This is a genomic window from Pontibacter brevis, from assembly GCF_054779655.1.
Window position 1 is genome coordinate 111764 of sequence record NZ_BAAGXV010000025.1, and the last position, 21600, is coordinate 133363.

The 21600-nt window shown below is 45.1% G+C and carries 16 protein-coding genes and 2 tRNA genes; 11 read left to right on the forward strand and 7 right to left on the reverse strand.

The window, feature by feature from the left end:
* The first annotated feature begins 3 nt into the window (after positions 1-3).
* From ACYVB1_RS07105 to ACYVB1_RS07125, 5 genes are all read left to right on the forward strand, one after another.
* Complete coding sequence (locus ACYVB1_RS07105; protein WP_460922136.1) at positions 4-1410, forward strand: hypothetical protein; 1407 nt, start codon at positions 4-6, stop codon at positions 1408-1410.
* Entirely contained in the window at positions 1362-2399 is a 1038-nt protein-coding gene (locus ACYVB1_RS07110; RefSeq protein ID WP_460922138.1) for a glycosyltransferase family 4 protein, read from the forward strand. Before ACYVB1_RS07105 ends, ACYVB1_RS07110 begins: the two co-directional genes overlap by 49 nt.
* Positions 2399-3556 carry a glycosyltransferase family 4 protein gene (locus ACYVB1_RS07115; RefSeq protein ID WP_460922140.1) on the forward strand — a complete coding sequence of 386 codons (1158 nt, stop codon included), beginning with the start codon at positions 2399-2401 and terminating at the stop codon, positions 3554-3556. Before ACYVB1_RS07110 ends, ACYVB1_RS07115 begins: the two co-directional genes overlap by 1 nt.
* Positions 3557-3661: 105 nt before the next feature.
* On the forward strand, positions 3662-5386 hold the full coding sequence (locus tag ACYVB1_RS07120; RefSeq protein ID WP_460922142.1) for a carbamoyltransferase family protein: 1725 nt from the start codon (positions 3662-3664) through the stop codon (positions 5384-5386).
* A 67-nt stretch (positions 5387-5453) separates the two neighbouring features.
* A complete protein-coding gene (locus tag ACYVB1_RS07125; protein WP_460922144.1) occupies positions 5454-6197 on the forward strand; it encodes a glycosyltransferase family 2 protein in 744 nt (247 codons plus the stop codon).
* A 220-nt stretch (positions 6198-6417) separates the two neighbouring features.
* Here ACYVB1_RS07125 and ACYVB1_RS07130 read toward each other — a convergent pair whose 3' ends face one another.
* The 3 genes from ACYVB1_RS07130 to ACYVB1_RS07140 form a co-directional block, all read right to left on the reverse strand.
* Positions 6418-7581 (reverse strand): glycosyltransferase family protein, encoded by a 1164-nt coding sequence (locus tag ACYVB1_RS07130; RefSeq protein ID WP_460922146.1) that lies wholly within the window; start codon positions 7579-7581, stop codon positions 6418-6420.
* 90 nt (positions 7582-7671) lie between these two features.
* Positions 7672-7745, reverse strand: a tRNA-Asp gene (locus tag ACYVB1_RS07135).
* A gap of 57 nt (positions 7746-7802) precedes the next feature.
* A tRNA-Asp gene (locus ACYVB1_RS07140) sits at positions 7803-7876 on the reverse strand.
* A 221-nt stretch (positions 7877-8097) separates the two neighbouring features.
* Here ACYVB1_RS07140 and ACYVB1_RS07145 point away from each other — a divergent pair.
* The 5 genes from ACYVB1_RS07145 to ACYVB1_RS07165 all read left to right on the forward strand — a co-directional run bounded on the left by ACYVB1_RS07145 (position 8098) and on the right by ACYVB1_RS07165 (position 12724).
* Positions 8098-9048 (forward strand): acetyl-CoA carboxylase carboxyltransferase subunit alpha, encoded by a 951-nt coding sequence (locus ACYVB1_RS07145; RefSeq protein WP_460922148.1) that lies wholly within the window; start codon positions 8098-8100, stop codon positions 9046-9048.
* 534 nt (positions 9049-9582) lie between these two features.
* Positions 9583-10425, forward strand: coding sequence for an MBL fold metallo-hydrolase (locus ACYVB1_RS07150; RefSeq protein ID WP_460922150.1), 843 nt, complete (start codon positions 9583-9585; stop codon positions 10423-10425).
* 3 nt (positions 10426-10428) lie between these two features.
* Positions 10429-11193 carry a patatin-like phospholipase family protein gene (locus ACYVB1_RS07155; RefSeq protein WP_460922152.1) on the forward strand — a complete coding sequence of 255 codons (765 nt, stop codon included), beginning with the start codon at positions 10429-10431 and terminating at the stop codon, positions 11191-11193.
* 249 nt (positions 11194-11442) lie between these two features.
* Positions 11443-12069 (forward strand): hypothetical protein, encoded by a 627-nt coding sequence (locus ACYVB1_RS07160; RefSeq protein ID WP_460922154.1) that lies wholly within the window; start codon positions 11443-11445, stop codon positions 12067-12069.
* Between the two features lie 100 nt (positions 12070-12169).
* The gene (locus ACYVB1_RS07165) at positions 12170-12724 is read left to right on the forward strand and encodes a 1-acyl-sn-glycerol-3-phosphate acyltransferase (protein WP_460922156.1); all 555 of its coding nucleotides are present in this window, start codon (positions 12170-12172) and stop codon (positions 12722-12724) included.
* Positions 12725-12854: 130 nt separating this feature from the next.
* On the opposite strand, the gene smc is transcribed toward ACYVB1_RS07165, so the two are convergent.
* On the reverse strand, positions 12855-16391 hold the full coding sequence (smc, locus tag ACYVB1_RS07170; RefSeq protein ID WP_460922158.1) for a chromosome segregation protein SMC: 3537 nt from the start codon (positions 16389-16391) through the stop codon (positions 12855-12857).
* 535 nt (positions 16392-16926) lie between these two features.
* On the opposite strand from smc, the gene ACYVB1_RS07175 reads away from it, so the two are divergent.
* Entirely contained in the window at positions 16927-17445 is a 519-nt protein-coding gene (locus tag ACYVB1_RS07175) for a hypothetical protein (RefSeq protein WP_460922160.1), read from the forward strand.
* 344 nt (positions 17446-17789) lie between these two features.
* On the opposite strand, the gene ACYVB1_RS07180 is transcribed toward ACYVB1_RS07175, so the two are convergent.
* The 3 genes from ACYVB1_RS07180 to pckA all read right to left on the reverse strand — a co-directional run bounded on the left by ACYVB1_RS07180 (position 17790) and on the right by pckA (position 21127).
* Positions 17790-18413: a DUF4159 domain-containing protein gene (locus ACYVB1_RS07180; protein ID WP_460922162.1), complete on the reverse strand. Its 624-nt coding sequence runs from the start codon at positions 18411-18413 to the stop codon at positions 17790-17792.
* 106 nt (positions 18414-18519) lie between these two features.
* The gene (locus ACYVB1_RS07185) at positions 18520-19236 is read right to left on the reverse strand and encodes a 16S rRNA (uracil(1498)-N(3))-methyltransferase (protein ID WP_460922164.1); all 717 of its coding nucleotides are present in this window, start codon (positions 19234-19236) and stop codon (positions 18520-18522) included.
* 277 nt (positions 19237-19513) lie between these two features.
* On the reverse strand, positions 19514-21127 hold the full coding sequence (gene pckA / locus ACYVB1_RS07190; protein WP_460922166.1) for a phosphoenolpyruvate carboxykinase (ATP): 1614 nt from the start codon (positions 21125-21127) through the stop codon (positions 19514-19516).
* Between the last annotated feature and the right edge of the window lie 473 nt (positions 21128-21600).

The following is a 21600-nucleotide window of genomic DNA, read 5'->3' on the forward strand; positions in this document are numbered from 1 at the left end:
TCAATGTTAAAAAAAGAATTACAACCTTATGATCAAGGTATAAATCCTGCTTATGAGAAATCTAGTTATTTTGTATTCTTTGCCTGGTTATTAGTTTTCATATTCATTTATTATGGAGTAAGTTTTATATTTTCTTTTTCGGATTATAATGATTACAGTATATCAATTACATTTTTTACTCTTCTTCTGTTTATTTATAATTCAAAACATTCTATTGCTATAAAGGAATTAATTGCACTTATATATACCTCACAGTTACTCTTAGGGCCGGTACTTAGCTATATTTTTCTAGAATTTGATTATTATAGGCAACCGGTAGAACAGGAAACTTATTTTTCTTTTGCTGTTCCGGCTATTGTTTTTTTTATCATGGGTATTTTTTTTCCATTATCTTCAGCAAAAAGGAAAGTCATTTCTTTAAATTTGATCAAAGCTGAGCTGCAAGGGAAAGAAAGAACAGCTTATATTTTAATTGTAATAGGTTTTGTATCCGGTTTTGCAAAATATTTTGTGCCTGGAGGACTTGCTTTCTTTGTATTCCTGTTAAGTAATTTAAAATATATTGGAGCGCTATATTTATACTTTACCAATTCTGCCACTAAAAGTTTTGTATTGGCTTTTATAGTTGGGTTACTGTTTCTGGATGCCGTAGCCTCCTCTATGTTTCATGACTTTTTCTTATGGCTTACCTTTATCGTGCTTTTTCTGGCTTATGTCCGGAAGTATAATTTTTTTATAAAGCTTTCTGCCATTTTCATGGGGTTCATATTTTTGTTCGCTATTCAGGCTGTAAAAGGTGAATACCGTAGTGCCATTTGGTATGGAGGACAGGTAGAAGATAATACAGGCTACTTTACCAGTCTTATAGATGCACAACTTAATAGTGAAGCAGGACTTTTTTCTGATAATAATATAAAGAGATTTATTTACCGAATTAATCAAGGGTGGATTGTCGCTCATACTATGAACCATACGCCTGCTGTTGAGCCCTTTGCGGATGGTGAAACAATTGTAAGGGGAGTAACTTCAACTGTACTCCCGCGTTTTTTGAATACAGATAAATATGTTGCAGGAGGCAAGGAATATTTTGAAAGATTTTCGGGCTTGGTTTTGGTTGGAAGCACCAGCATGAATTTAAGTTCATTAGGAGAGGCTTACGCAAATTTTGGCGTAGGGGGTGGAATTATTTTTATGTTCTTTTTTGGCTTGATCATTAATTTCTCGTTTCATTCAATCATGACAATCGCTCAAACCAGGCCAACTGTTATTTTATGGTTACCCCTCATCTTCCTGCAAGTCGTTAAAGCCGAAACGGACTTCACAACGGTATTTAACCATTTAGTAAAAGCAGCATTTGTAACATGGCTGCTGTACTGGTCCTTTCAGAAGTTTTTCAAAATCAGATTATAGGTTCACGCGTGCACATCACCTACTTCTTTCGAAAGCCACGCCCCGGAGCATTTAGTATCGAGAATTTGTTTCTGAACCTTCAGAAACAAATTCCAGCAAGTGTTTCCTATACAAACTGTTTTTTATCCAGGCATAGTAGGGGTTTTACAAGCAGGTTGTTGCTTTCCCTGGAGGCCTTTCGGCTACAGAGAGAAATCAATCATATTACGGGTGATGTCAATTTCATTGCACTGCTGCTAAATAAAGAAAAAACGATTCTCACCATCCATGATATAGATTCGTTGTACCGTAAGAACCGACTCAGTAATTTTCTGCTAAGTTTTTTTTGGCTTACAATGCCAATCGCGAGGGTTAAAAGGGTAACTGTAGTGTCGCAAGAAACAAAGAATAAGCTGGTGGCACACCTGCAGGTTAATCCGAATAAGGTGGTTGTTATTCCTAACATCATATCGCAGGAATTCAAGTATGTAGCCAAGCCTTTTGCTAAAGCAAAGCCTGTCATACTGCAGATAGGTACTAAGTATAATAAAAATATTGAGCGTACCATAGAGGCGCTTTATCAAATTTCCTGCAAATTTGTAGTAGTAGGTCAGCTTTCGGAGCAGCAAGCCCTGCTTTTGGAGAAGTATAACATAGACTATACGAACAGGGTTGGTGTAACTGACGAAGAGCTTCGTCTATTGTACGCACAGGCAGATATTGTTACTTTTGTGTCGCTTTTTGAAGGGTTTGGTTTGCCGATTCTGGAGGCCCAGGCCACAGGCAGACCAGTAATTACCAGCAATTGTAGCTCCATGCCAGAGGTTGCCGGAGAAAGCGCCCTATTAGTTAATCCTCATAATGTATCAAGCATCAGGCAGGCTGTTTTATCTCTTATAGAAAACGATCAGTTGCGTGAGGAACTTGTTGCGAAAGGCCTGGAGAATTGTAAACGCTATAGCAATAAAGCTGTCGCGCAACAATACCTTAATCTATACAAAACAATGTGATGGAAGTCTGTAAACCTCGTATATTAATTTCCATTGACTGGTATTTACCAGGTTATAAAGCAGGCGGCCCTATACAATCCTGTGCCAACCTCATTGCTCATTTAAAAGGCCACTATGATTTTTGGGTAATAACACGTGATACAGACTATTGTTCCGATTTACCATATGCCAATATTGAGTCGGATGCCTGGAATCATACGGAAGAAGGGGTGCAGGTGTATTACTTCTCCTCCTCAGCTATGTCTGCACTTAAGGTGCATAAACTTTTAAAAAGTGTAAAACCTGATCTCTTATACATTAATGGGGTTTATTCTTTTTACTTTTCAATTGTACCACTTCTGTCAGCTAAACTGCTGCAACTAAATCCTGTTATGATAGCCGGTCGTGGTATGTTTGCGGCAGGATCTGTAAATGTGAAAGCTGGCAAGAAAAGACTCTTCTATCAATTGGCTAAAAGTCTGGGCTTATATCAGCGCGTTATATTTCACGCGACGAACCAGGAAGAAAAGGAAGATATCATAAAGTTACTTGGTGACCGGCATGAAATCAGAGTTGCACCTAATCTGCCTAAGTTAACAGTTCATGCCGCTTCAGCCACTCGTTCAAAAAAATACGATGAACTAAGATTAGTAAGTATAGCTAGAGTATCGCCTGAAAAAAACACGAAATATGCACTCGAAGTTTTGCAGGCATATAGAGGCGAAGGGTTTATCGTGCTTGATATCTTTGGTCCCATTTATAATGAACTCTACTGGAAGGAATGTGAAGCCGTGATAGCCGCAATGCCAGCCACTGTAAATGTAAATTATTTCGGTAGTATTCCGAATCATGAGGTGCAAGCTACCCTTATGAATTATCATGCTTTGTTTATGCCAACCCGGGGCGAAAACTTCGGACATACTATACTTGAAAGCCTGACAGCCGGCTGCCCGGTTATTATAAGTGACAAAACCCCCTGGAGAAACTTAAAAGAAAAAGGTGCTGGCTATGATCTCGCATTAGATAATAAAAATGCATTTTTAGAATCAATTGAGGCTCTTTTGAACATGGATGAATCGAGCTATACGTCTTTGAGTAAGAGCACGATGCAATTTGCCCAGGAACATCGGGCTGATCCGCTTGCTCTTGAAGCAAACAGGCGTCTCTTCACTTTGTAGAATTTCTTCAGCAGTAACCAGGAAGCCTATTCAACTTTATTGTCTAAATTCGTGCTTCTTATAAATCAAAATACCATTATATAATATATTGTCAATTCTTAGATTATGTACATACTAGGACTCAACGCATATCACGGAGATTCATCAGCCAGTATAATGAAAGACGGGCAGTTAATTGCTGCCTCAGAAGAGGAACGCTTCAGAAGAATTAAGCATTGGGCGGGCTTCCCAAGTGAGGCAATAAAATTCTGCTTAAATGAAGCCGGTATCTCTATCCAAGACGTTGATTATGTTACTATTTCACGTGATCCCTCTGCCAATGTTCATAAGAAGCTGCTGCATGCTGCCAAAAACCTGGTAAGTGCTAAAAGTCTGATGGACCGCCTGGCTAACACAAAAAAAGTAGCCAATGTAAAAGAAGAGTTAGCTAATGCGGTGAATGTTCCTATAGGCGAGATCAAGGCAGAAGTTAAAAACATAGAGCACCACCGCAGCCATATGGCCAGTGCTTTTTTTGCTTCTCCATTTGAAGAGGCAGCTATTCTTTCCATTGACGGATTTGGCGACTTTACCTCCACCATGATTGGTGTGGGCAAAGGAAAAAAAATAGAGGTTTTGGATGCAGTAATTTATCCACACTCCGTTGGTGTATTTTATACGGCTTTTACGCAATATCTTGGTTTTGACAAATATGGTGATGAATATAAGGTAATGGGGCTGGCACCTTATGGTTCTCCGACCATGGTGGACCAACTGCGTGATGTACTTATCTTTAAGGACAATGGCTTGTTCGAATTAAATACGAAGTACTTCAATCATGTGAAGGAAGGGGTGCAGATGAGCTGGGAGGGAGGAGAGCCTAACATCGGACCAGTGTTCTCTGGCTATATGGTAGAAAAGTTTGGCCCTGCGAAGCAAAAGGCAGATGAGTTGACACAATATCATAAAGATCTGGCTGCTTCCGTACAGCGCATTACAGAAGAACTTATCTTTCATATACTGAATCACCTGCAGAAGAGGACAGGCCTTAAGAGGCTATGCTTAGCAGGTGGTGTTGCGCAGAATTCTGTTGCTAACGGAAAGATCCTTATGAACACAACCTTCGAAGAGGTCTATATTCCATCTGCAGGGCATGACGCAGGAACAGCTTTTGGATCAGCACTCTATTTGTATAATCACATACTAGAACAACCTCGTATTGAACCAGTCTATTACGCCTCCACTGGTAGCCGCTTTAGCAATGAAGAAATAGAATTTTTCCTGAATGAACAAAACATCAGTTATACCCGTCTTAGCGATGAGGAGCTGTATGAAAAGGTAACGGAAAAGTTATTGGATGCCGGGGTTATAGGATGGTTTCAGGGTAGAGCCGAATTTGGCCCCAGAGCACTAGGTCACCGCTCTATTATTGTTGACCCTCGTAGAGCTGATGCGAAAGAATTACTAAATGCTAAAATAAAAAGAAGAGAAAGCTTCCGGCCTTTTGCACCTTCTATACTAAAAGAACATGTTTCTGAATTTTTCGAGATTACAGATAATGTCCCTTTTATGGAGAAAGTGTTTCCTATTAGGAAAGAGAAGCATGCTGTTATTCCTGCTGTTACCCACGTAGATGGTACTGGACGCTTACAGACAGTCGATAAAGAAAATAATCCACGCTATTATAATTTGATTAAAGCATTTGGAGAAAAGACGAATGTTCCTATCTTGTTAAATACTTCTTTTAATGAAAATGAGCCGATCGTAAATACTCCGAAAGAGGCGCTTGATTGCTTCTTAAGGACGAAGATGGATATGCTCGTACTTGAAAATATAGTTGTAGAGCGGTAATCAATAGTATATATTTTATTCAAGCAGTCAGTACTGTTTTCGTAGCAGAACTGACTGCTTATTTCTCATGAAAGTCTCCATCATCACCATCGTTTACAACAACCGCGCAACTATAGCCGATGCTATCGATTCGGTGCTGGGCCAATCTTATCCTGACATAGAATACATTGTGGTAGATGGTTTATCTACAGATGGTACTGTGGATATCGTGCAAGGGTATGGTGATCGCATCTCAAAGTTTGTCTCAGGCAAAGACGGTGGATTGTATGATGCCATCAATAAAGGCATTCAGATGGCAACTGGCGATGTGATTGGGCTGCTACATTCTGATGACATCTTTTATTCCAAAGATGTCATTACAGCCGTGGCAGGTGCATTTAAAATCTGTGGTAGCGACAGTGTTTACGCTGACCTGGTGTATGTGGATCGGGAGAAGCCGGAGAGAGTTATCCGCAACTGGAAGTCTGGTAGCTATAAGCGAAATAGTTTTATCTATGGTTGGATGCCGCCACATCCTACTTTCTATGTGAAGCGGGAGGTATACGAGCGCTTAGGATTATATAATACGCAGTTCAGGAGTGCTGCCGATTATGAGCTGATGTTGCGTTACCTGTACAAGCACGGTATCAGCACGGCGTACGTACCGGAGTGCCTGGTACGGATGCGTGTGGGCGGGAAGAGCAATGTGACCCTCAAAAACAGAATCAGGGCGAACAAAGAGGATTATACAGCTTGGCAGATCAACGGCTTAAGGCCTCGTTTTTATACCCGCTACTTAAAACCACTCCGGAAGCTGACGCAGTTTCTGTAATGTTAGTTTTACGTGTATTTTGAAACGCTACTTTTATATAGAGTTTTTTAAAAAACACTGTTTCTTGTATGAACCTTATTCTTTGGCTGTAGGCTTTCCGCGCAAAAACCGTCTTTTATTAAAACAGAAATTTCTGCACTACTAACCATTGTGAGGCAAAAGAGGATCTTATTTTTTCTCCAAAATTTCTTTACCTATTGCCATATATTAATACTCATTTCTATTCCTGAACTTTAGTTGTTTTTAAAGCTAATCCGGTTGCAGACAACATAAAAACAAGAGGTAACAAGGGTACAACAAAGCGGTTATCCCAGTCTACAGAAATAAACATGGCCATAAAAGTCTGTAAAAATAAAAAGGTAGCAATAAAAGTAACTATAGGAAAAGGTATCTTGAATTGATTCATACCTCTCAGAGCCATGAAATAGACTGGTAAAAAGAAGAGTACAATTAAGATATTATGAAGGGTGGAGTAGTAGGGTCGAAATTGCCCCCAAAAGAACAGGAACCTAAGTAGTAAGAGCCTGAGATAAGCAAAGGGCTGATGCAAAGAGATGTTGAGTATTTGCAGGATCACAGGTTGTTTCGTAGTGGCTGCTGGTGGAGTATCAATAGATACAGTAAATTTTGTATATCCTTGTATTATCTGCCCTTGAAGAAGATACTGCACAGGGGAAAACACTTCAAGAATTTGTGAGGCTATGATTATCAATAATAACAGGACTGGAAAGGCACAAAGCAGTATGAGGTATTTGTTCTTACCAGCGACGTATCCTGTTACATGACTTAATAGGACAGATAATACATAGGCTATAAGAAGGAAAAAACCGTTTGGGCGTAGAAAGGTCACTATAAACAAGAGAGCCAAAACAGCTAAACTAAAAGGACTTTTCTTGCACCTGTAGTAACGCACCATGAAATACAACAAGAAGATAGTAGTACTTATAAAAAGCGATTCTGTATGAATGTACAGGTTCCATTGCTGTAAATCCGGCCACAAAACAAAAAGAAGGGTGGAGACAAAAGCAGCTTTTTGACTATTTGTAATCAAAAATGTTGACTTATATAGACAAATGGCAGCAAGACCAGAAATAATAATCTGGAACAATATAATAGTAAAAGGTGCTAAATTCAGGCTATACAGAAAAAGGAAGATAACTAGTGTATATGAGGAATATAGAATACTACTACTTTCATACCAGAGGCCAGTTCCCTCTGCAAATGAATAAGCATATGCCAGATAGCGATGACTGTCATACACTATTTTGATACCATATTTGAAATACAACGCTACTTGTACTATTAGCCAAATCGAAAAAAGAACAGGAAAAGCCTTATTAAGGAAAGCTTTAAAGTAAAAATCAAAGCCTTTTTTGAATAACATAGGTATGTACTGCAGAAAATAGATCCTTCAAACCAAAAACATAAAGCTACTTGCATAAAAAAAGCCTGAGGTTTTCACCTCAGGCTTTTGCGGTCTGGACGGGACTCGAACCCGCGACCTCCGCCGTGACAGGGCGGCATTCTAACCAACTGAACTACCAGACCAATAATTTAACTAAATGCAGAGTCTTTGCTCTTTTGCGTGTACCGCAGTATTACCTGCGGTCTGGACGGGACTCGAACCCGCGACCTCCGCCGTGACAGGGCGGCATTCTAACCAACTGAACTACCAGACCGTTTTGTTTTCCTTTAACTTCGTCCGTTAAAGTGATGCAAATGTATAGCGTTAATTTGGAATGTGCAAGCCTGGAGCATCTTTTTGCCTCTATATTTTGCGTGAATAGCTTTAAAAGGTTCATTTACAAGAAGATTATTTTTCAAGGACACAGAATTTTCTTTCTTCTTACCTATCATGAGCAGATTCTCTTAAATTTGTAACCTAAACAAGGAAGAACCTATGCTTTTAGATTTCGAACAGCCCATTGCTGCCCTCGAGGGCAAACTAAAAGAAATGAAGAAGCTGGCAGATGAGAGCCAGGTAGATGTTTCGGAGGCAGTAAAGGCCCTGGAAGAGAAAATCAAGAACCTTAAAAAGGAGACCTACGCCAACCTGACCCGCTGGCAGCGGGTACAGTTGTCACGTCACCCGGAGCGCCCGTATACCCTCGATTATATCCAGGGCATAACGGATAAGTTCGTGGAGCTGCATGGCGACCGCACCGTGAGCGACGACAAAGCCATGGTAGGCGGCTTTGGTGAAGTAGATAGCCGCAGCATCATGTTCATCGGGCAGCAGAAGGGGCGCAACACCAAACAGCGCCAGCTGCGCAACTTCGGTATGGCGAACCCGGAGGGGTACCGCAAAGCACTTCGCCTGATGAAGATGGCGGAGAAGTTCGGTCGCCCAATCGTGACGCTGATTGACACACCGGGTGCTTTTCCGGGACTGGAGGCAGAAGAGCGCGGACAGGGAGAGGCGATTGCCCGTAACCTGAAAGAAATGTTCATGCTGAAGGTGCCGGTGATCTGTATCATAATAGGAGAGGGGGCCTCTGGTGGTGCCCTGGGTATTGCCATCGGCGACAGGGTGATGATGCTGGAAAACACCTGGTATTCTGTTATCTCACCGGAATCCTGCTCCTCTATTCTGTGGAGAAGCTGGAACTACAAGGAGCAAGCTGCAGAAGCCCTAAAGCTTACCGCCAAAGACATGCTGCAGAACAAGCTGATTGATGGCATCATCAAGGAACCGCTTGGAGGTGCGCACCTGGACCCTGAGAAGATGATGCGAACGCTGAAGAAGGAAATCATCAAGCTATTGGATGAACTGGAAACTGTGGATGCGGAAGAGCGTATTATGCAGCGAATAGAGAAATTCTCTAACATGGGTGTGGTACTGGAAGGGTAATCTTCTATTCATTACATTTCAGCAAAATGAACTGGAAATACAGAGTTCCTTCTGTATTTCCAGTTCATTTTGCGTTTCTGGAGGATGCAATGGAAATAAAGGAACCTACTTCCAATGTCGTCAGCTTAAGAAAATGTTTGCTGCTACTACCTCCCTACGCCCTTGCCGTGTCTCTTGACCAGCGAGCTTTTGTTGGTGAAAACACACAACAAAGGCAGTATTGTTCTTATTTGACGGCAGCGCTTCGCTAGTGCGAGCTTATAGCTCGTACTTTCATTCTTCTTGTTAAATAAAATAGCTTAAAGTGGCTACTTCAGGGTGACTCTTTACATTCCTGTGCTAATGAGAATATGGTAAAAGCTACTAAATCGCATCAGCGGCTTTTTTTGAACAGCTACCTTTAAGTAGTTTTCCGTAGGTTTGATTCATCCCCCGGCCCCCTTAAAAGGGGGACAAATGATTGTCGATTCTATTAAGAGGACAAAAACAAACAAGTAGAACATCCGTTACTCACACAACAGAAAAATAAAACACATGAAGCTACACGTAATTGATACAGGTTTTTTCAAATTAGATGGCGGCGCTATGTTTGGCGTGGTGCCGAAGTCGCTTTGGCAACGCACCAATCCGGCCGATGAAAATAACCTTTGTACGTGGGCGATGCGCTGCCTCTTGATTGAAGATGGTGACAGGCTGATCCTGATTGACAATGGCCTCGGCGACAAGCAGGACGCGAAGTTCTTCAGCCACTATTACCTGCATGGGGACGCAACGCTGGAGAAATCGTTGCATGCGGCAGGCTTCTCACACCAGGATGTAACCGATGTTTTCCTGACACACCTGCACTTCGACCATTGCGGCGGAGGCGTGAAGTATAAAAACAGCGACGGGGCACTGGAACTGACCTTTCCGAATGCCACCTATTGGTCTAACGCCGACCACTGGGAGTGGGCCACTAAACCCAATGCACGGGAGAAAGCCTCTTTTTTAAAAGAGAACATCCTGCCCATGCAGGAGAGTGGAAACCTGCAGCTTATTGACCCTTCTGCGCCGTCTCCTTTCCCGCAGTTTGATATCTTTTATGCCGATGGCCACACCGATAAGATGATGGTGCCTATCATCCCGTACAAGGGGCGCAAACTGGCTTACATGGCCGACCTGTTGCCATCCACGGGCCATATTCCCTTGCCTTACGTGATGGGCTATGACACGCGCCCTTTGCTGACGCTGGATGAGAAGGCGGCTTTTCTGAATAAAGCGGCGGATGAAAATTATGTGCTGTTCCTGGAGCACGACCCGGTGAACGAGTGCTGTACGGTACAGCATACGGAAAAGGGCGTACGGCTGGCGGACACCTTTACCTTAGCAGCAGTATAAGGTATGCGGATAGGCTTGGCTTTGTCGGGTGGCGGTGCCCGTGGTATTGCGCATCTGGGTGTGTTGAAGGCGCTGGATGAACTGGGCATCAAAATAAGCATGATCTCAGGTGTGAGTTCCGGGGCAATTGCCGGTGTGCTGTATGCTTATGGCTATAGCCCGGATGAAATCCTGAAAATGATAAAAGAGCTCAGCATCTTTAAGATTATGCGTCCTACTTTCGGAAATGCGGGCTTGCTGCACCTGGAGGAAGTAGAGAAGCTGTATCGGAGCCATCTTGGACAAAATGCCTGCTTTGAGGATTTAAAGATTCCGGTCGTGATAGGCACTACGGACATGAACGAAGGTATCAATGTCTACTTTTCCTCTGGAGAGCTTATCAAACCCTTGATTGCCACTTCTGCGGTACCGATACTGTATAAGCCGGTAGAGTACAAGGGAAAGCTACTTAACGATGGTGGCCTGCTGAACAACCTGCCTGTAGAACCGCTCCACAATAACTGCGATGTTAAGATTGCCGTGCATGTGAATCCAATCAACCACCAGGCACAGGTCACAAGTTTGCGTGGTATGATAGAGCGCACGGTACTGCTGGCCATCAACAATAACATCAAGCTCCGCCTGCCCTTGTGCGACCTGTTCCTGGAGCCACAGGAGTTACGCTATTACCGGCTTACCAACTTCAGGAAGGCAGATGAAATTTTCAACGTGGGCTATGAATACACGATGCATATGAAAAAGCATCTGCGGAATCTGATAAACAAGTAGTAAGTGACCATAAAAGACGAGCAGTCGCGTAAAAGAAACCTCCTGGACCTACTGTTCTTTATGTGGGAGCCAACTGGCGGAAGTATCACTGTTCATTTCCTGCCTCATAGAACGCTGTGGTACGTTATTCTAAAATTATGCCTCTGGTTTATAAAGGATTGTATATTTTTTTATAATTTCACGATACCTTTAGTCGTTTATACGTATAACGGCAGCGAGCCCTTAAACCTAACCTAAACCCTAACCCTTATGCGACGACTTTTACTAGTTGCCTTTCTGCTTTTTTCTTTTTCAGTTTCTGCTCAGGAAAACCAAAGCTGGATGGTTCCTGCCAAAGTAAAGCACGGTTCTATCTTACTCGGAGGAACGCTCAGCGCCTCAGCTTATAAAACCACCAATCAGTTCAACTTACCTCTGGGTGCGGAAGAAGGCACAAACATCCTGGTAAACCTTAGAGCCAAAAACGGCTACTTTATTGATCATGATATTGCTGTTGGCCTTGGCGTAACACTGGAACATGATAATTTCCGCTCTGTCACGGAAGAGGAAGAAAGGAAATTCAGGAGAACAAGGTTGATGTTCGGCCCTTTTGCACGCTACTACCTGGACAACGGCATTTTCGGAGAATTATCGGCAGAGGTTGGTTTGCTGAACTTTTCCACGGGGCAGAAATCTAACCTTTTAGAAGGAGGCATTGGCATAGGCTATGCCCATTTCATTAACCAAAGAATTGCCCTCGAGCCCCTCCTGACCTTCCGCTATTTCCGGGAATTTAAAGATGGATTGGCTAATGTGACCTTCGGCCCTATGCTGGGCTTTGGTGTACAGGCCTATATCTGGCGTAAGCGTGCCCACGTAATCAAGGAAGCCTTGTAAAAGCGGATATTTGTGTGTATTTATGTGGCTTCAAACGCTGCGAACCTATACCACGGGTAGTTTTATGCTGCCTGCCTGCAGCTTTCGCAATTTTTCTTAGATGATAGCCAAACTTCTTGCCAAAGCCCTTTTTGCCGTTTCAGGTTGGAAACTGAAAGGGAACCTGACACCTGAAAACCGCCGCTGCGTGATGATTGCGGCACCGCATACCAGCAACTGGGATTTTGTATATGCCCGTGCCGCCTTCTACCTGATGGATGCCCCTATCCGCCTCACCATCAAGAAAGAGTTTTTAGATTACCCGATTGTGGGTGGTCTTGTAAAAAGAATGGGTGCCTTACCTGTTGACCGCTCTAAAAACACGAAGATGGTGGATGCCATGATTCGGATTATAAAGGAGACGCCAGGGGATATGTGCGTGATGGTGACACCGGAAGGTACCCGCAAGTACCAGCCGCGCTGGAGGAGGGGCTTTTACCATGTAGCCATGGGAGCAGGTGTGCCCATTGTGCTGGGATACCTGGACTATGCTAAAAAGGAAGCCGGTATCGGCCCTACCATTTATCCCTCCGGCGACATAGAAGCAGACCTGGAGAAAATCCTGGCCTTCTACCGAACTAAAACAGGCAAATACCCGGAGCAGGGAGTACGGTAGTTAGTTACGAATTCCGAATTTTTTCTTGTTCGGGTTAGAGGAAGTATTTCAATCTTCATCTTATAAGCGAAAGGCGGCTGTATCATAAAGATGCAGCCGCCTTTGACTTTTTACCTCATTCGTAATTCCCTTACGCTATCTGGCGCAGGTCTACCGGGATGACCCTGGAGATGCCGGCTTCTATCATGGTGATTCCGTACATCACGTCTGTAGAGGCCATGGTGCGCTTGTTGTGCGTCACGACGATAAACTGCGAATCGTTGGAGAACTTGCGGATGATGTTGTTGAACTTGTCTATGTTCGCATCATCGAGCGGCGCGTCTACCTCATCGAAGATACAGAACGGCGCAGGCTTCAGCAGGTAAATAGAGAACAGCAGCGAGATGGCTGTCAGTGTTTTTTCTCCCCCTGAAAGCTGGTTGATGGTTAAAGGCCGCTTGCCTTTTGGCTGCGCCATGATCTCAATCTTCGACTCCAGCGGGTTCTTCGGATCTGAAATCACCAGGTCGCAGTTGTCTTCTTCTGTAAACAGGCTGCGGAACACCAGTTTGAAGTTGTCCTTGATCTGGTTAAAGGCATCCATAAACTTCTCCTTCGCCACCGTATCGATTTCGTTGATGGTGTCGATGAGCATGTTTTTGGCGTTGATGAGGTCGTTGCGCTGCTCTGTGATGAAGGTATTGCGTTCTTCGATTTCAGCATAGGCGTCGGCGGCCATGGCATTCACCGGTCCCATCTTGTCCAGCTGCCCCTTTACAGTAGAGATATGCTGGCTCAGTTCATCAGCAGAAAGCGGTATTAGTAAATCCTCTTCCGGAACAGGTGTGGCGAAGTCTTCATCCGAAATGCTGAACTCTGCCGCCAACCGCTCTTTGATGGCTACCAATTTGAGCTGCGTATCGTTTTTGGCCTGCTGCATGCGCATCAGGAGCTCGTCTGAGTTTTGGCGCTTGCGCTGTAGTTCGCGTATGGTCTTCTCTTTCTCATCCAGTTCTCCGCGCAGGCTGAAGTATTTTTTCTCGATTTCCTCCAGTTCCTGGCTGAAAGCTCTGCGGGCTTCGTTCATGGTTTCCACCACCGCCTCGTTCTCCTCTACAAAATTATCTGCCGAGGCGATTTCTTCCTCTGCCTTTACCAGTTCCTGCTTCAGCTGCGTAATGCGCTCCTGGTTTGTCTCTACCGTTTTCTGCTTATAGCTGATTTCCTGCTGCAAGCTGGCGAAGCGGTTCTTCAGCTGGTGAAACTGGATGTTTTCCTGGTTATACCTGCCGGAGATAATGGCGATCTGTTCCTGCTGGCGCTCTATGTAGGACGTATGCACGGCCAATTCCTCCTCCAGACGCTTCAGCTCCTGCTGGTCGGCGGCTGCCTGTGGCGATACCTCCTCGCTTTGCTCCCGCAAAGCCAATAGCCTTTCCTGCAGCTCGTCTTTCTTCTGGTCGAAGTTGCGGAGGTTCTGCTGGTGCTGCTCGTGTTTGATCCGCACAGTTAGTAAATCTTGCTGCAGCTTTGCTACCTCTTTTTCCAGTTGCTTGATGGTGTCTTTCTGAGACTCATTTTTGTGGTTCTGCAGAATCTGGTTTTGCGTGTTTACGCGGCCCTGCATCAGGTCCACCTGCTTTGTCAGTTCCTCCACTTCCTCCGCCAGTTTCTCCAGGCTTTGCTTGCGGCCCAGGCGGTTGCCGTCGAACAAACCTACCGAACCTCCTGAAAGGCTCAGCGGCTTGCGGATGGCGCTGCCGTCTTTGAGGATGATGGTTTTATAGTCGCTGCCGTAGAGTTCTTCTCCGCTGTCGTCGGAGATGTACACGTTACGCAGCATGTACTTCATCAGGCTGCTGTACTTTTTCTCCGCTGATACCACTTCGTAACCGGCCTTCAGGTTGCCCTCGCTGTAGGTAGCGGTTGGCTCTAGTTCCTCTATCTCCGAAAGGATAATGAAGTTTGCACGTCCTTTGTTTTCGCTCTTCAGCAGGCTAATCGCTTCCACGGCATCCTGCAGTTCGTCCACCACAAAGAAGTTCATGTAGGGCTCGAGGTAACTTTCGATAAGCGGCTTGTAGTCAGGCTCACAGATCAGGATGTCGGACAGGAGAGGAGCAGGCTTTTTCCAGCTGTCAGACTTGCTCAGGTATTTGATAGCCTCCGGAAATCCCTCCATGTTCTCCACCAAAGATTTGGTGAGGTTGTACTGGTTTTTTTTGGCATCCAGGGCACGGTTCAGCTCTACCCGCTGTGTTTTCAGCTCCTCGATGTTCGCCTCGGTGGCTTCTATGTTCTGCTGCAGCGTTTCTTCTTTTGCCTGCAGGCGTACCAGTTCGGCAGTGCTTTCCTCAAGCGCTACCTGTGCCTCCTGCAACTGCTCCTGCAGCACACGGCCATCTTCGTCGGCTGTCTGTTGCTGCTGATGCAGGCGCTCAAGTTCCTGGTTGATGTTCTGAATCTGGACCTGGCTTATCTCCAGCGATTTGCTCAGCTGGTACACTTCGTTCTGCTTTGCCTTTTGCTTTTGTGTCAGGTCCTGGAAGGTATCCTGCAGCGTTGCCTTCTGCTCGTTGGCTTCCTGCAGCTGCTCTTTCAGCTCACCTACCTGCTCTTCGGCGCTGGCAAACTGGTCCTGCACCTCCAGCAACTCATCCCGGAGCGCCAGGATGCTTTCCTGCGTGTGCTCCACATTGGCGGTGTCCTGGCTTATCTGCTGGCGCAACTGCTGCATGCGCTCCTTCAGGTAGGCGCTGCGCTCGGCCTTCATTTTTATCTCGCTTTCCAGCTGGCGCAGTTTGGCTGTTTGCACCTGCATGGTTTTCTGCATCTCGGCCAGCTTTTCCTGCGTCACGTTCAGCTCTTCCTTCTGGTCGGCAATGGCGTCTTCGGCTTCTGTTACAGTCGCAACATACTGCTCTTTCAGGTTGTTCTCCTGCTGCACATCCTGCTCCAGGCGCTCCAGGGTATTCTGGTACTGGGAGATATTGCGGCGGGCAAAGGCGAGGCTGTGCTTCTTATAGTCTTCCTTTAACTGGAAGTACTTAATGGCCTGTTTTGCCTGTCGCTCCAACGTCTTCATGTTCTTGCCGATTTCGTGGAGTACATCCTCCAGGCGCTCCAGGTCGGCATCTGTTTCTTCCAGCTTTTTGAGGGTTTGCTTCTTACGTACCTTGAACTTGGAAATACCGGCAGCTTCTTCGAACAGGAGGCGGCGGGAATTTTCCTTGTCGTTCAGGATCTCGTCCACCATCTTCAGCTCAATAATGGCATAGGAGTCTGAGCCGATACCTGTATCCAGGAAGAGTTCGTTGATGTCTTTTAAGCGACATGGCACGCCGTTCAGCATATACTCGCTGTCGCCGTTGCGGTAGTACTTGCGGGTAACAGTTACCTGGGAGTACTCTGTTGGCAAAATGCCTTTGTTGTTGTCGAAGGTGATGGACACCTCCGCCAATTGTACTGGTTTTCTGGTTTTGGAGCCGTTGAAAATCACGTTCTCCATTTTGTCGGAGCGGAGGTTACGTGTTTTCTGCTCGCCCAGCACCCAACGTATGGCATCCACAATATTGGACTTCCCACAACCATTCGGCCCCACAATACCTGTAATGCCATCATCGAAGTTTATAACGACCCTATCGCCAAAACTCTTAAAACCTTTGATTTCTAATTTTGATACCTGCATTCGCGTGTGCGGAAATTCTAACTAAACTCAAAAATAAGACGTTTTTTGATATCATCGTATTTTGCACAGGTATATAAGTGGAGTGACAGAAGAATTCAGAAATGCAAATAAACGAGGTGTTTTTATAAGCTGCTGTTCTATTGGTTTTTGTAGCAGCTGAAGAAAAGGATGTGTTTATGCCGGAATTTTATTCTACTGTTATGGGGGCTTTTCGCATAGATGGGCAGCGAATTTGTCTGAATCAGGATTTCTAGGATTGAAAATGATTGGCAGGATTGCAGGATGAATATATATAGTGTCCTTTCTGAGCATACAGATGCATCTACCTGGAATTCTAATTCAGGATCTAAGGGATTGGCAGGATTGTAGGATGGAAGTATATGGTGTGATACCGTACATAGAGAGGGTTCTACGAGGAAAGCTAGTCAGGCCACTCCCTGTTGATGAATGGATAGCTTCGGTTGTTTGAAGCTTCTTCGCGGCTGCATTCCGGCAAAGAATAAAATTTCCTTATATTTGATTACAAAGAGACGCCATGGAAGATTACATGATTATCCTCTATGCGCTGGCTGCCGTAGTTTACTTTATCTATATGCAGTGGCGTAAAGCTTTTAATTCGCCTAGCGAAGATGCTGATGTAGACGTGCCTAAGCAGGAGGGACGGCCACAGTCGCCTAATAGGCCAGCGACTTCTTTTGAAGATATTCTGCGCGAGCTGCAGCCGAAGATGGAGCGCGCAGGGGAAAAAGGCAAATCTGTTGTAGAGAATGCAAAGGAGCAGGCCAGGCAAGTAACAGGCCCAATAGCTCCTCCGGCAACTGAAGCGGTTCCGAAGTACAGGAACTACGAAACGGAAGCACCCAAATTCATGTCGTGGGAGAAGAAAGCCGAGGAAAGACAAGCCGCACGGCAGTCGGAAGAGGTACGAAAGCGGCTATTTCAGGCGGAAGCAGAGCAGGCAAAGGAAACTAAATACGCCAAACTTTTGCGAAACCCTAACGCTGCTCGCGAAGCTTTTGTCCTGACAGAGATCTTTAAGCGGAAATACGACTAAATTCAGTTTTGAATAACTGAATTCTAAATAACAGAATGTCGTAAAAGTACTTGGTAACTTGCTTTTTATTCATTACTAGTGATAACAAATGGAGTGAAAGTACCTCATAAAGCCATATTCTTTTCTATTTGTAGGCATAGAGTGAAAGTCTTTCCAGTCTTTGGGTTGTAGCACTTGGGGGAAAGGCCCCTCTATTTTCCGCGGTTTGTTCGCCGTTGTTGGTGTTTTCACCAACAACGGCGAACAAACAAGGTTGAGCTGCTAAACGACCGCCTTAATGGCAACATCAAGAGCGGAAGGCTAAAACTTATCTCGACCAGCCTTATTACGAATTCCTCAGGCTCTCATATGGGCTGCGTCAAAGCGAAGGTGACAATATTGGCGCCCATTCGCAGTGCCTGCTGCCTGATTGGCTCCGGATCATTATATATTACCTGATCTTCCCAGCCATTACCTAAATCTGTTTCATAGGAGTAGAAGCATACCAGCCGGCCTTCGTGTATGATGCCGAAGCCCTGCGGGGGCCTGTTATCGTGCTCATGCACTTTAGGAAGTCCGTTGGTGAAAGTGAACTTCTGCCTGTAGATGGGGTGATCAAACGGCAGTTCTACAAACTCATACTCCGGGAACACCTTTTTCATTTCTTTCCGGATGTACTGATCAAGCCCGTAATTGTCATCGATGTGCAGGAAGCCTCCGCTGAGGAGGTAGTTGCGGAGGTTTTGAGCCTCTGCATCTGAAAATACTACGTTGCCATGACCTGTCATGTGCACAAAAGGATAGGTGAACAACTCCGGGCTGCCTACTTCCACCACAGCTTCCTCACTCGCGATGTTCATGTTCAGGTTCTGGTTACAGAACCGGATCAGGTTAGGTAAGGAGGTCTTGTTGGCATACCAGTCTCCACCTCCGTTATACTTTAACTTGGCAAGCCTAAAGCTATGTCCCTGTGCTTTTAACCCATTCATGCTGAAGAGCATGCATGTTATTGCGAGCAGGAAATATTTCAATTTGTTTTGGTGCATCTTCCGTCCTGTGTCTAATGTTTTACTGGTCTTCTTTTCATTACCGTACTTAGAACGGCGTGTAGATATCGTGTAGTACATTCAGCGTATGGCATGCCACTAAAGCTGCCGTTTCGGTGCGCAGCCTGCTTTTGCCGAGCGTAACCGGGCGAATGCCTGCTTCATAGGCGGCGGAAATTTCTGCGGCAGAAAAATCTCCCTCCGGTCCGATCAGGATGCAATGTGGCTTGCCATGCTGATAGTATTCCTTTATGCTCTTCGTTGCATCGTCTTCCAAATGCGCAATAAACGTATGCTCCGGGAGTGACTTTTGTATAAAACGGTGGTAAGGTGTCAGTTCGTTCAGTAGCGGAAGGTATCCTTTCTGCGACTGCTTCATGGCACTCACTGCTATTTTCTCCAACCTGTCCAGCCGAAGCTGCCGGCGCTCAGAATGCTCACAGAGCAGGAACGTGATTTCACTCACCCCAATTTCAACGGCTTTCTCTATAAACCATTCCATCCGGTCCATGTTTTTGGTAGGAGCCACCGCAATATGCGTGGAGTAGGGTAATTTGCCATACTCTATTTGCTTGTCGATAACCTGGAGCTGACACTTTTTCTGGTTAGCATCCTGAATAATGGCCGTATACATTCCTCCAACTCCATCTACCAGATACACAGTGTCGCCCTGCCCCAGGCGAAGGACCCGGGTACAGTGTTTTGACTCCTCTTCACTTAGAATGTAGAAATCCGAGTTAACGTCAGGTGTGTAAAATAAATGCACTTTCTAATTTCTTTTATGATCAACTGAAATGATTTAATGCTTAAAGGTATTTTCTGTTTTAGCAGGTTAAACTACTGCAATGGTGCATGTTATAACACATGGGCCAGCTGCAGATAATACACACAACAAAGGCTGTTTGTTTTGGCTGAGGCTGGTACAGACAACACCGTGCCACCCTTTACATACGAAACTATACATTTTGCGCCTATTCCGGAAGCTATAAAATAAAAAGCCTCTCTGCGGGGTGGCAGAGAGGCTGAAAAAGGGTAAAACTTTATCATGCAGTTTCTTCTACAAGGGGGGCCCCCGCCAGGATTTCCTCATTGGCGAAGTCTGCATACTTCTGGAAGTTGGTAACAAACCTTGAAGCCAGTGTAGTGGCTTTCGCATCATATTCTTCCTTATGCTCCCAAGTATTGCGCGGATCCAGTATTTCGGATGGCGCGCCGGGGCAGGAGGCCGGTATTTCAACTCCAAAAACAGGGTGCTGTGTGTATGCCACATCATTTAACTGCCCGTTCAGCGCTGCAGTCACCATGGCGCGTGTATATTGCAACTTCATGCGGGAACCTACGCCGTAAGGACCACCTGTCCAGCCGGTATTAACCAGCCATACGTTTACGTTGCCTTTCTCCATCTTCCTGCCGAACATCTCGGCATATTTGGTTGGGTGCAGCGGTAAAAAGGCAGCACCAAAGCACGCTGAGAATGTGGTTACCGGTTCTGTTACGCCCACTTCCGTTCCTGCTACCTTCGCCGTGTAGCCTGAGATGAAGTGGTACATGGCCTGGCTTTTATTTAACCTGGAGATAGGAGGGAAAACTCCGAAGGCATCTGCTGTCAGGAAAAAGATGTTTTTTGGTATGTCTGCCACAGAAGGGGTAATGGCATTCTCTATGTGATAGATGGGATAGGCGGTGCGTGTGTTTTGCGTTACTGTTCTGTTGGTGTAGTCCACTCTTCGGGTTCCTTTGTAAAAGCGGGTGTTCTCTACAATGGCGCAGAACTTAATTGCATCCCAAATCTCCGGTTCCTTCTCGCGGGTTAAATCTACTACTTTGGCATAGCAGCCGCCCTCAAAATTAAAAACACTGTCAGCTGTCCAGCCATGCTCATCATCACCAATCAGCCCTCTGTTGGCGTCAGCGGAGAGCGTTGTTTTGCCTGTTCCCGAAAGGCCAAAGAAAATAGCGGTATCTCCTTCTTTGCCAACATTGGCGGAGCAGTGCATCGACAGGATGTTCTTTTCGTGGGGAAGCAGGAAGTTCAACACAGAGAAAATTCCTTTCTTCATTTCCCCGGCATAGCCTGTGCCGCCAATCAGGATGATGCCTTTCGTGAAGTTGATGATGGCAAAGTTTTTTTGGCGTGTTCCGTCAGTTGCAGGATCAGCTTCAAATTCGGGGGCACAGATAATGGTAAAGGCAGGAGTGTGGTTTTCAAGTTCTTCTTCCGGCAATCTTAAGAACATGTTGTGGCAGAAGAGATTGTGCCATGCCTGCGTATTGATGATGCGCAGGTTCAGGCGGTGATCCGGATGGGCGCCTGCGTAAGCATCCCGCACATACAGCTTCTGATCTTTCAGGTGTTCCACCATCCTGCGCTGCAGGTGGTCGAACTTCTCTGGAGCAAATGGGATATTGATGTCCCCCCACCAGACAGCATCCTCTGTTTTGGCGTCTTTCACAATAAACCGGTCCTCAGGCGAGCGACCGGTAAATTTACCTGTATCACACATCAGAGCCCCTGTATCGGTTAAAACTCCCTCTTTATTTTTAAGAGCTTCTTCCACTAATTCTGCCGGACTCAGGTTCCACAGGATTTCTTTTGCCGCTGTTATACCTAAGGATGCAAGGCCTGCTGTATTTGGTTTTTCTCCAGATTCTTTCATGAGCTTTATTTATATAGCGTGATTATGTAGTTAGATTATACAATTTAAGTGAGTGGTTACTTTCTCGGTTCAAAAGTAGCTAATTATTACCAATCTCATAATATGAAAACCAAAATTTTATCTGATATTATGATATTGGCAATAGTGCTGTTGTCAGCGCCATATATAGTGTACGTGATGTACTAAAGCTTGTATATGCTGTTTACAATGAATAGCCTTGAATGAAACACTGACAGCGCTTTTCGGAATTGTATTATCGCTTTATCATGCATAAAGCTTTTTCCACCTTAATAAATAGCAGGGTTTAGAGTTGGAGGAGGGGGCGTGAATCGGAGAAAGAAACTTTCGGCAACTGAAGCGATGGCAGGTCTCTTTATACAGGCGGCTGTGAATTCTATCTGAGTACCGTGTTATGTCACCGTAGTTCTGTTCTGGAATATATCTGCCTGAGTTCAAACATGCTGCAACTAAAC

What these genes read in the sequence shown, in the direction of transcription:
- ACYVB1_RS07105 (WP_460922136.1), top strand. Translation starts at nt 4, where the DNA reads ATGTTAAAAAAAGAATTACAACCTTATGATCAAGGTATAAATCCTGCT.
- ACYVB1_RS07110 (WP_460922138.1), top strand. Translation starts at nt 1,362, where the DNA reads ATGGCTGCTGTACTGGTCCTTTCAGAAGTTTTTCAAAATCAGATTATA.
- ACYVB1_RS07115 (WP_460922140.1), top strand. Translation starts at nt 2,399, where the DNA reads ATGGAAGTCTGTAAACCTCGTATATTAATTTCCATTGACTGGTATTTA.
- ACYVB1_RS07120 (WP_460922142.1), top strand. Translation starts at nt 3,662, where the DNA reads ATGTACATACTAGGACTCAACGCATATCACGGAGATTCATCAGCCAGT.
- ACYVB1_RS07125 (WP_460922144.1), top strand. Translation starts at nt 5,454, where the DNA reads ATGAAAGTCTCCATCATCACCATCGTTTACAACAACCGCGCAACTATA.
- ACYVB1_RS07130 (WP_460922146.1), bottom strand. Translation starts at nt 7,581, where the DNA reads ATGTTATTCAAAAAAGGCTTTGATTTTTACTTTAAAGCTTTCCTTAAT.
- ACYVB1_RS07145 (WP_460922148.1), top strand. Translation starts at nt 8,098, where the DNA reads ATGCTTTTAGATTTCGAACAGCCCATTGCTGCCCTCGAGGGCAAACTA.
- ACYVB1_RS07150 (WP_460922150.1), top strand. Translation starts at nt 9,583, where the DNA reads ATGAAGCTACACGTAATTGATACAGGTTTTTTCAAATTAGATGGCGGC.
- ACYVB1_RS07155 (WP_460922152.1), top strand. Translation starts at nt 10,429, where the DNA reads ATGCGGATAGGCTTGGCTTTGTCGGGTGGCGGTGCCCGTGGTATTGCG.
- ACYVB1_RS07160 (WP_460922154.1), top strand. Translation starts at nt 11,443, where the DNA reads ATGCGACGACTTTTACTAGTTGCCTTTCTGCTTTTTTCTTTTTCAGTT.
- ACYVB1_RS07165 (WP_460922156.1), top strand. Translation starts at nt 12,170, where the DNA reads ATGATAGCCAAACTTCTTGCCAAAGCCCTTTTTGCCGTTTCAGGTTGG.
- smc (WP_460922158.1), bottom strand. Translation starts at nt 16,391, where the DNA reads ATGCAGGTATCAAAATTAGAAATCAAAGGTTTTAAGAGTTTTGGCGAT.
- ACYVB1_RS07175 (WP_460922160.1), top strand. Translation starts at nt 16,927, where the DNA reads ATGGAAGATTACATGATTATCCTCTATGCGCTGGCTGCCGTAGTTTAC.
- ACYVB1_RS07180 (WP_460922162.1), bottom strand. Translation starts at nt 18,413, where the DNA reads ATGAATGGGTTAAAAGCACAGGGACATAGCTTTAGGCTTGCCAAGTTA.
- pckA (WP_460922166.1), bottom strand. Translation starts at nt 21,127, where the DNA reads ATGAAAGAATCTGGAGAAAAACCAAATACAGCAGGCCTTGCATCCTTA.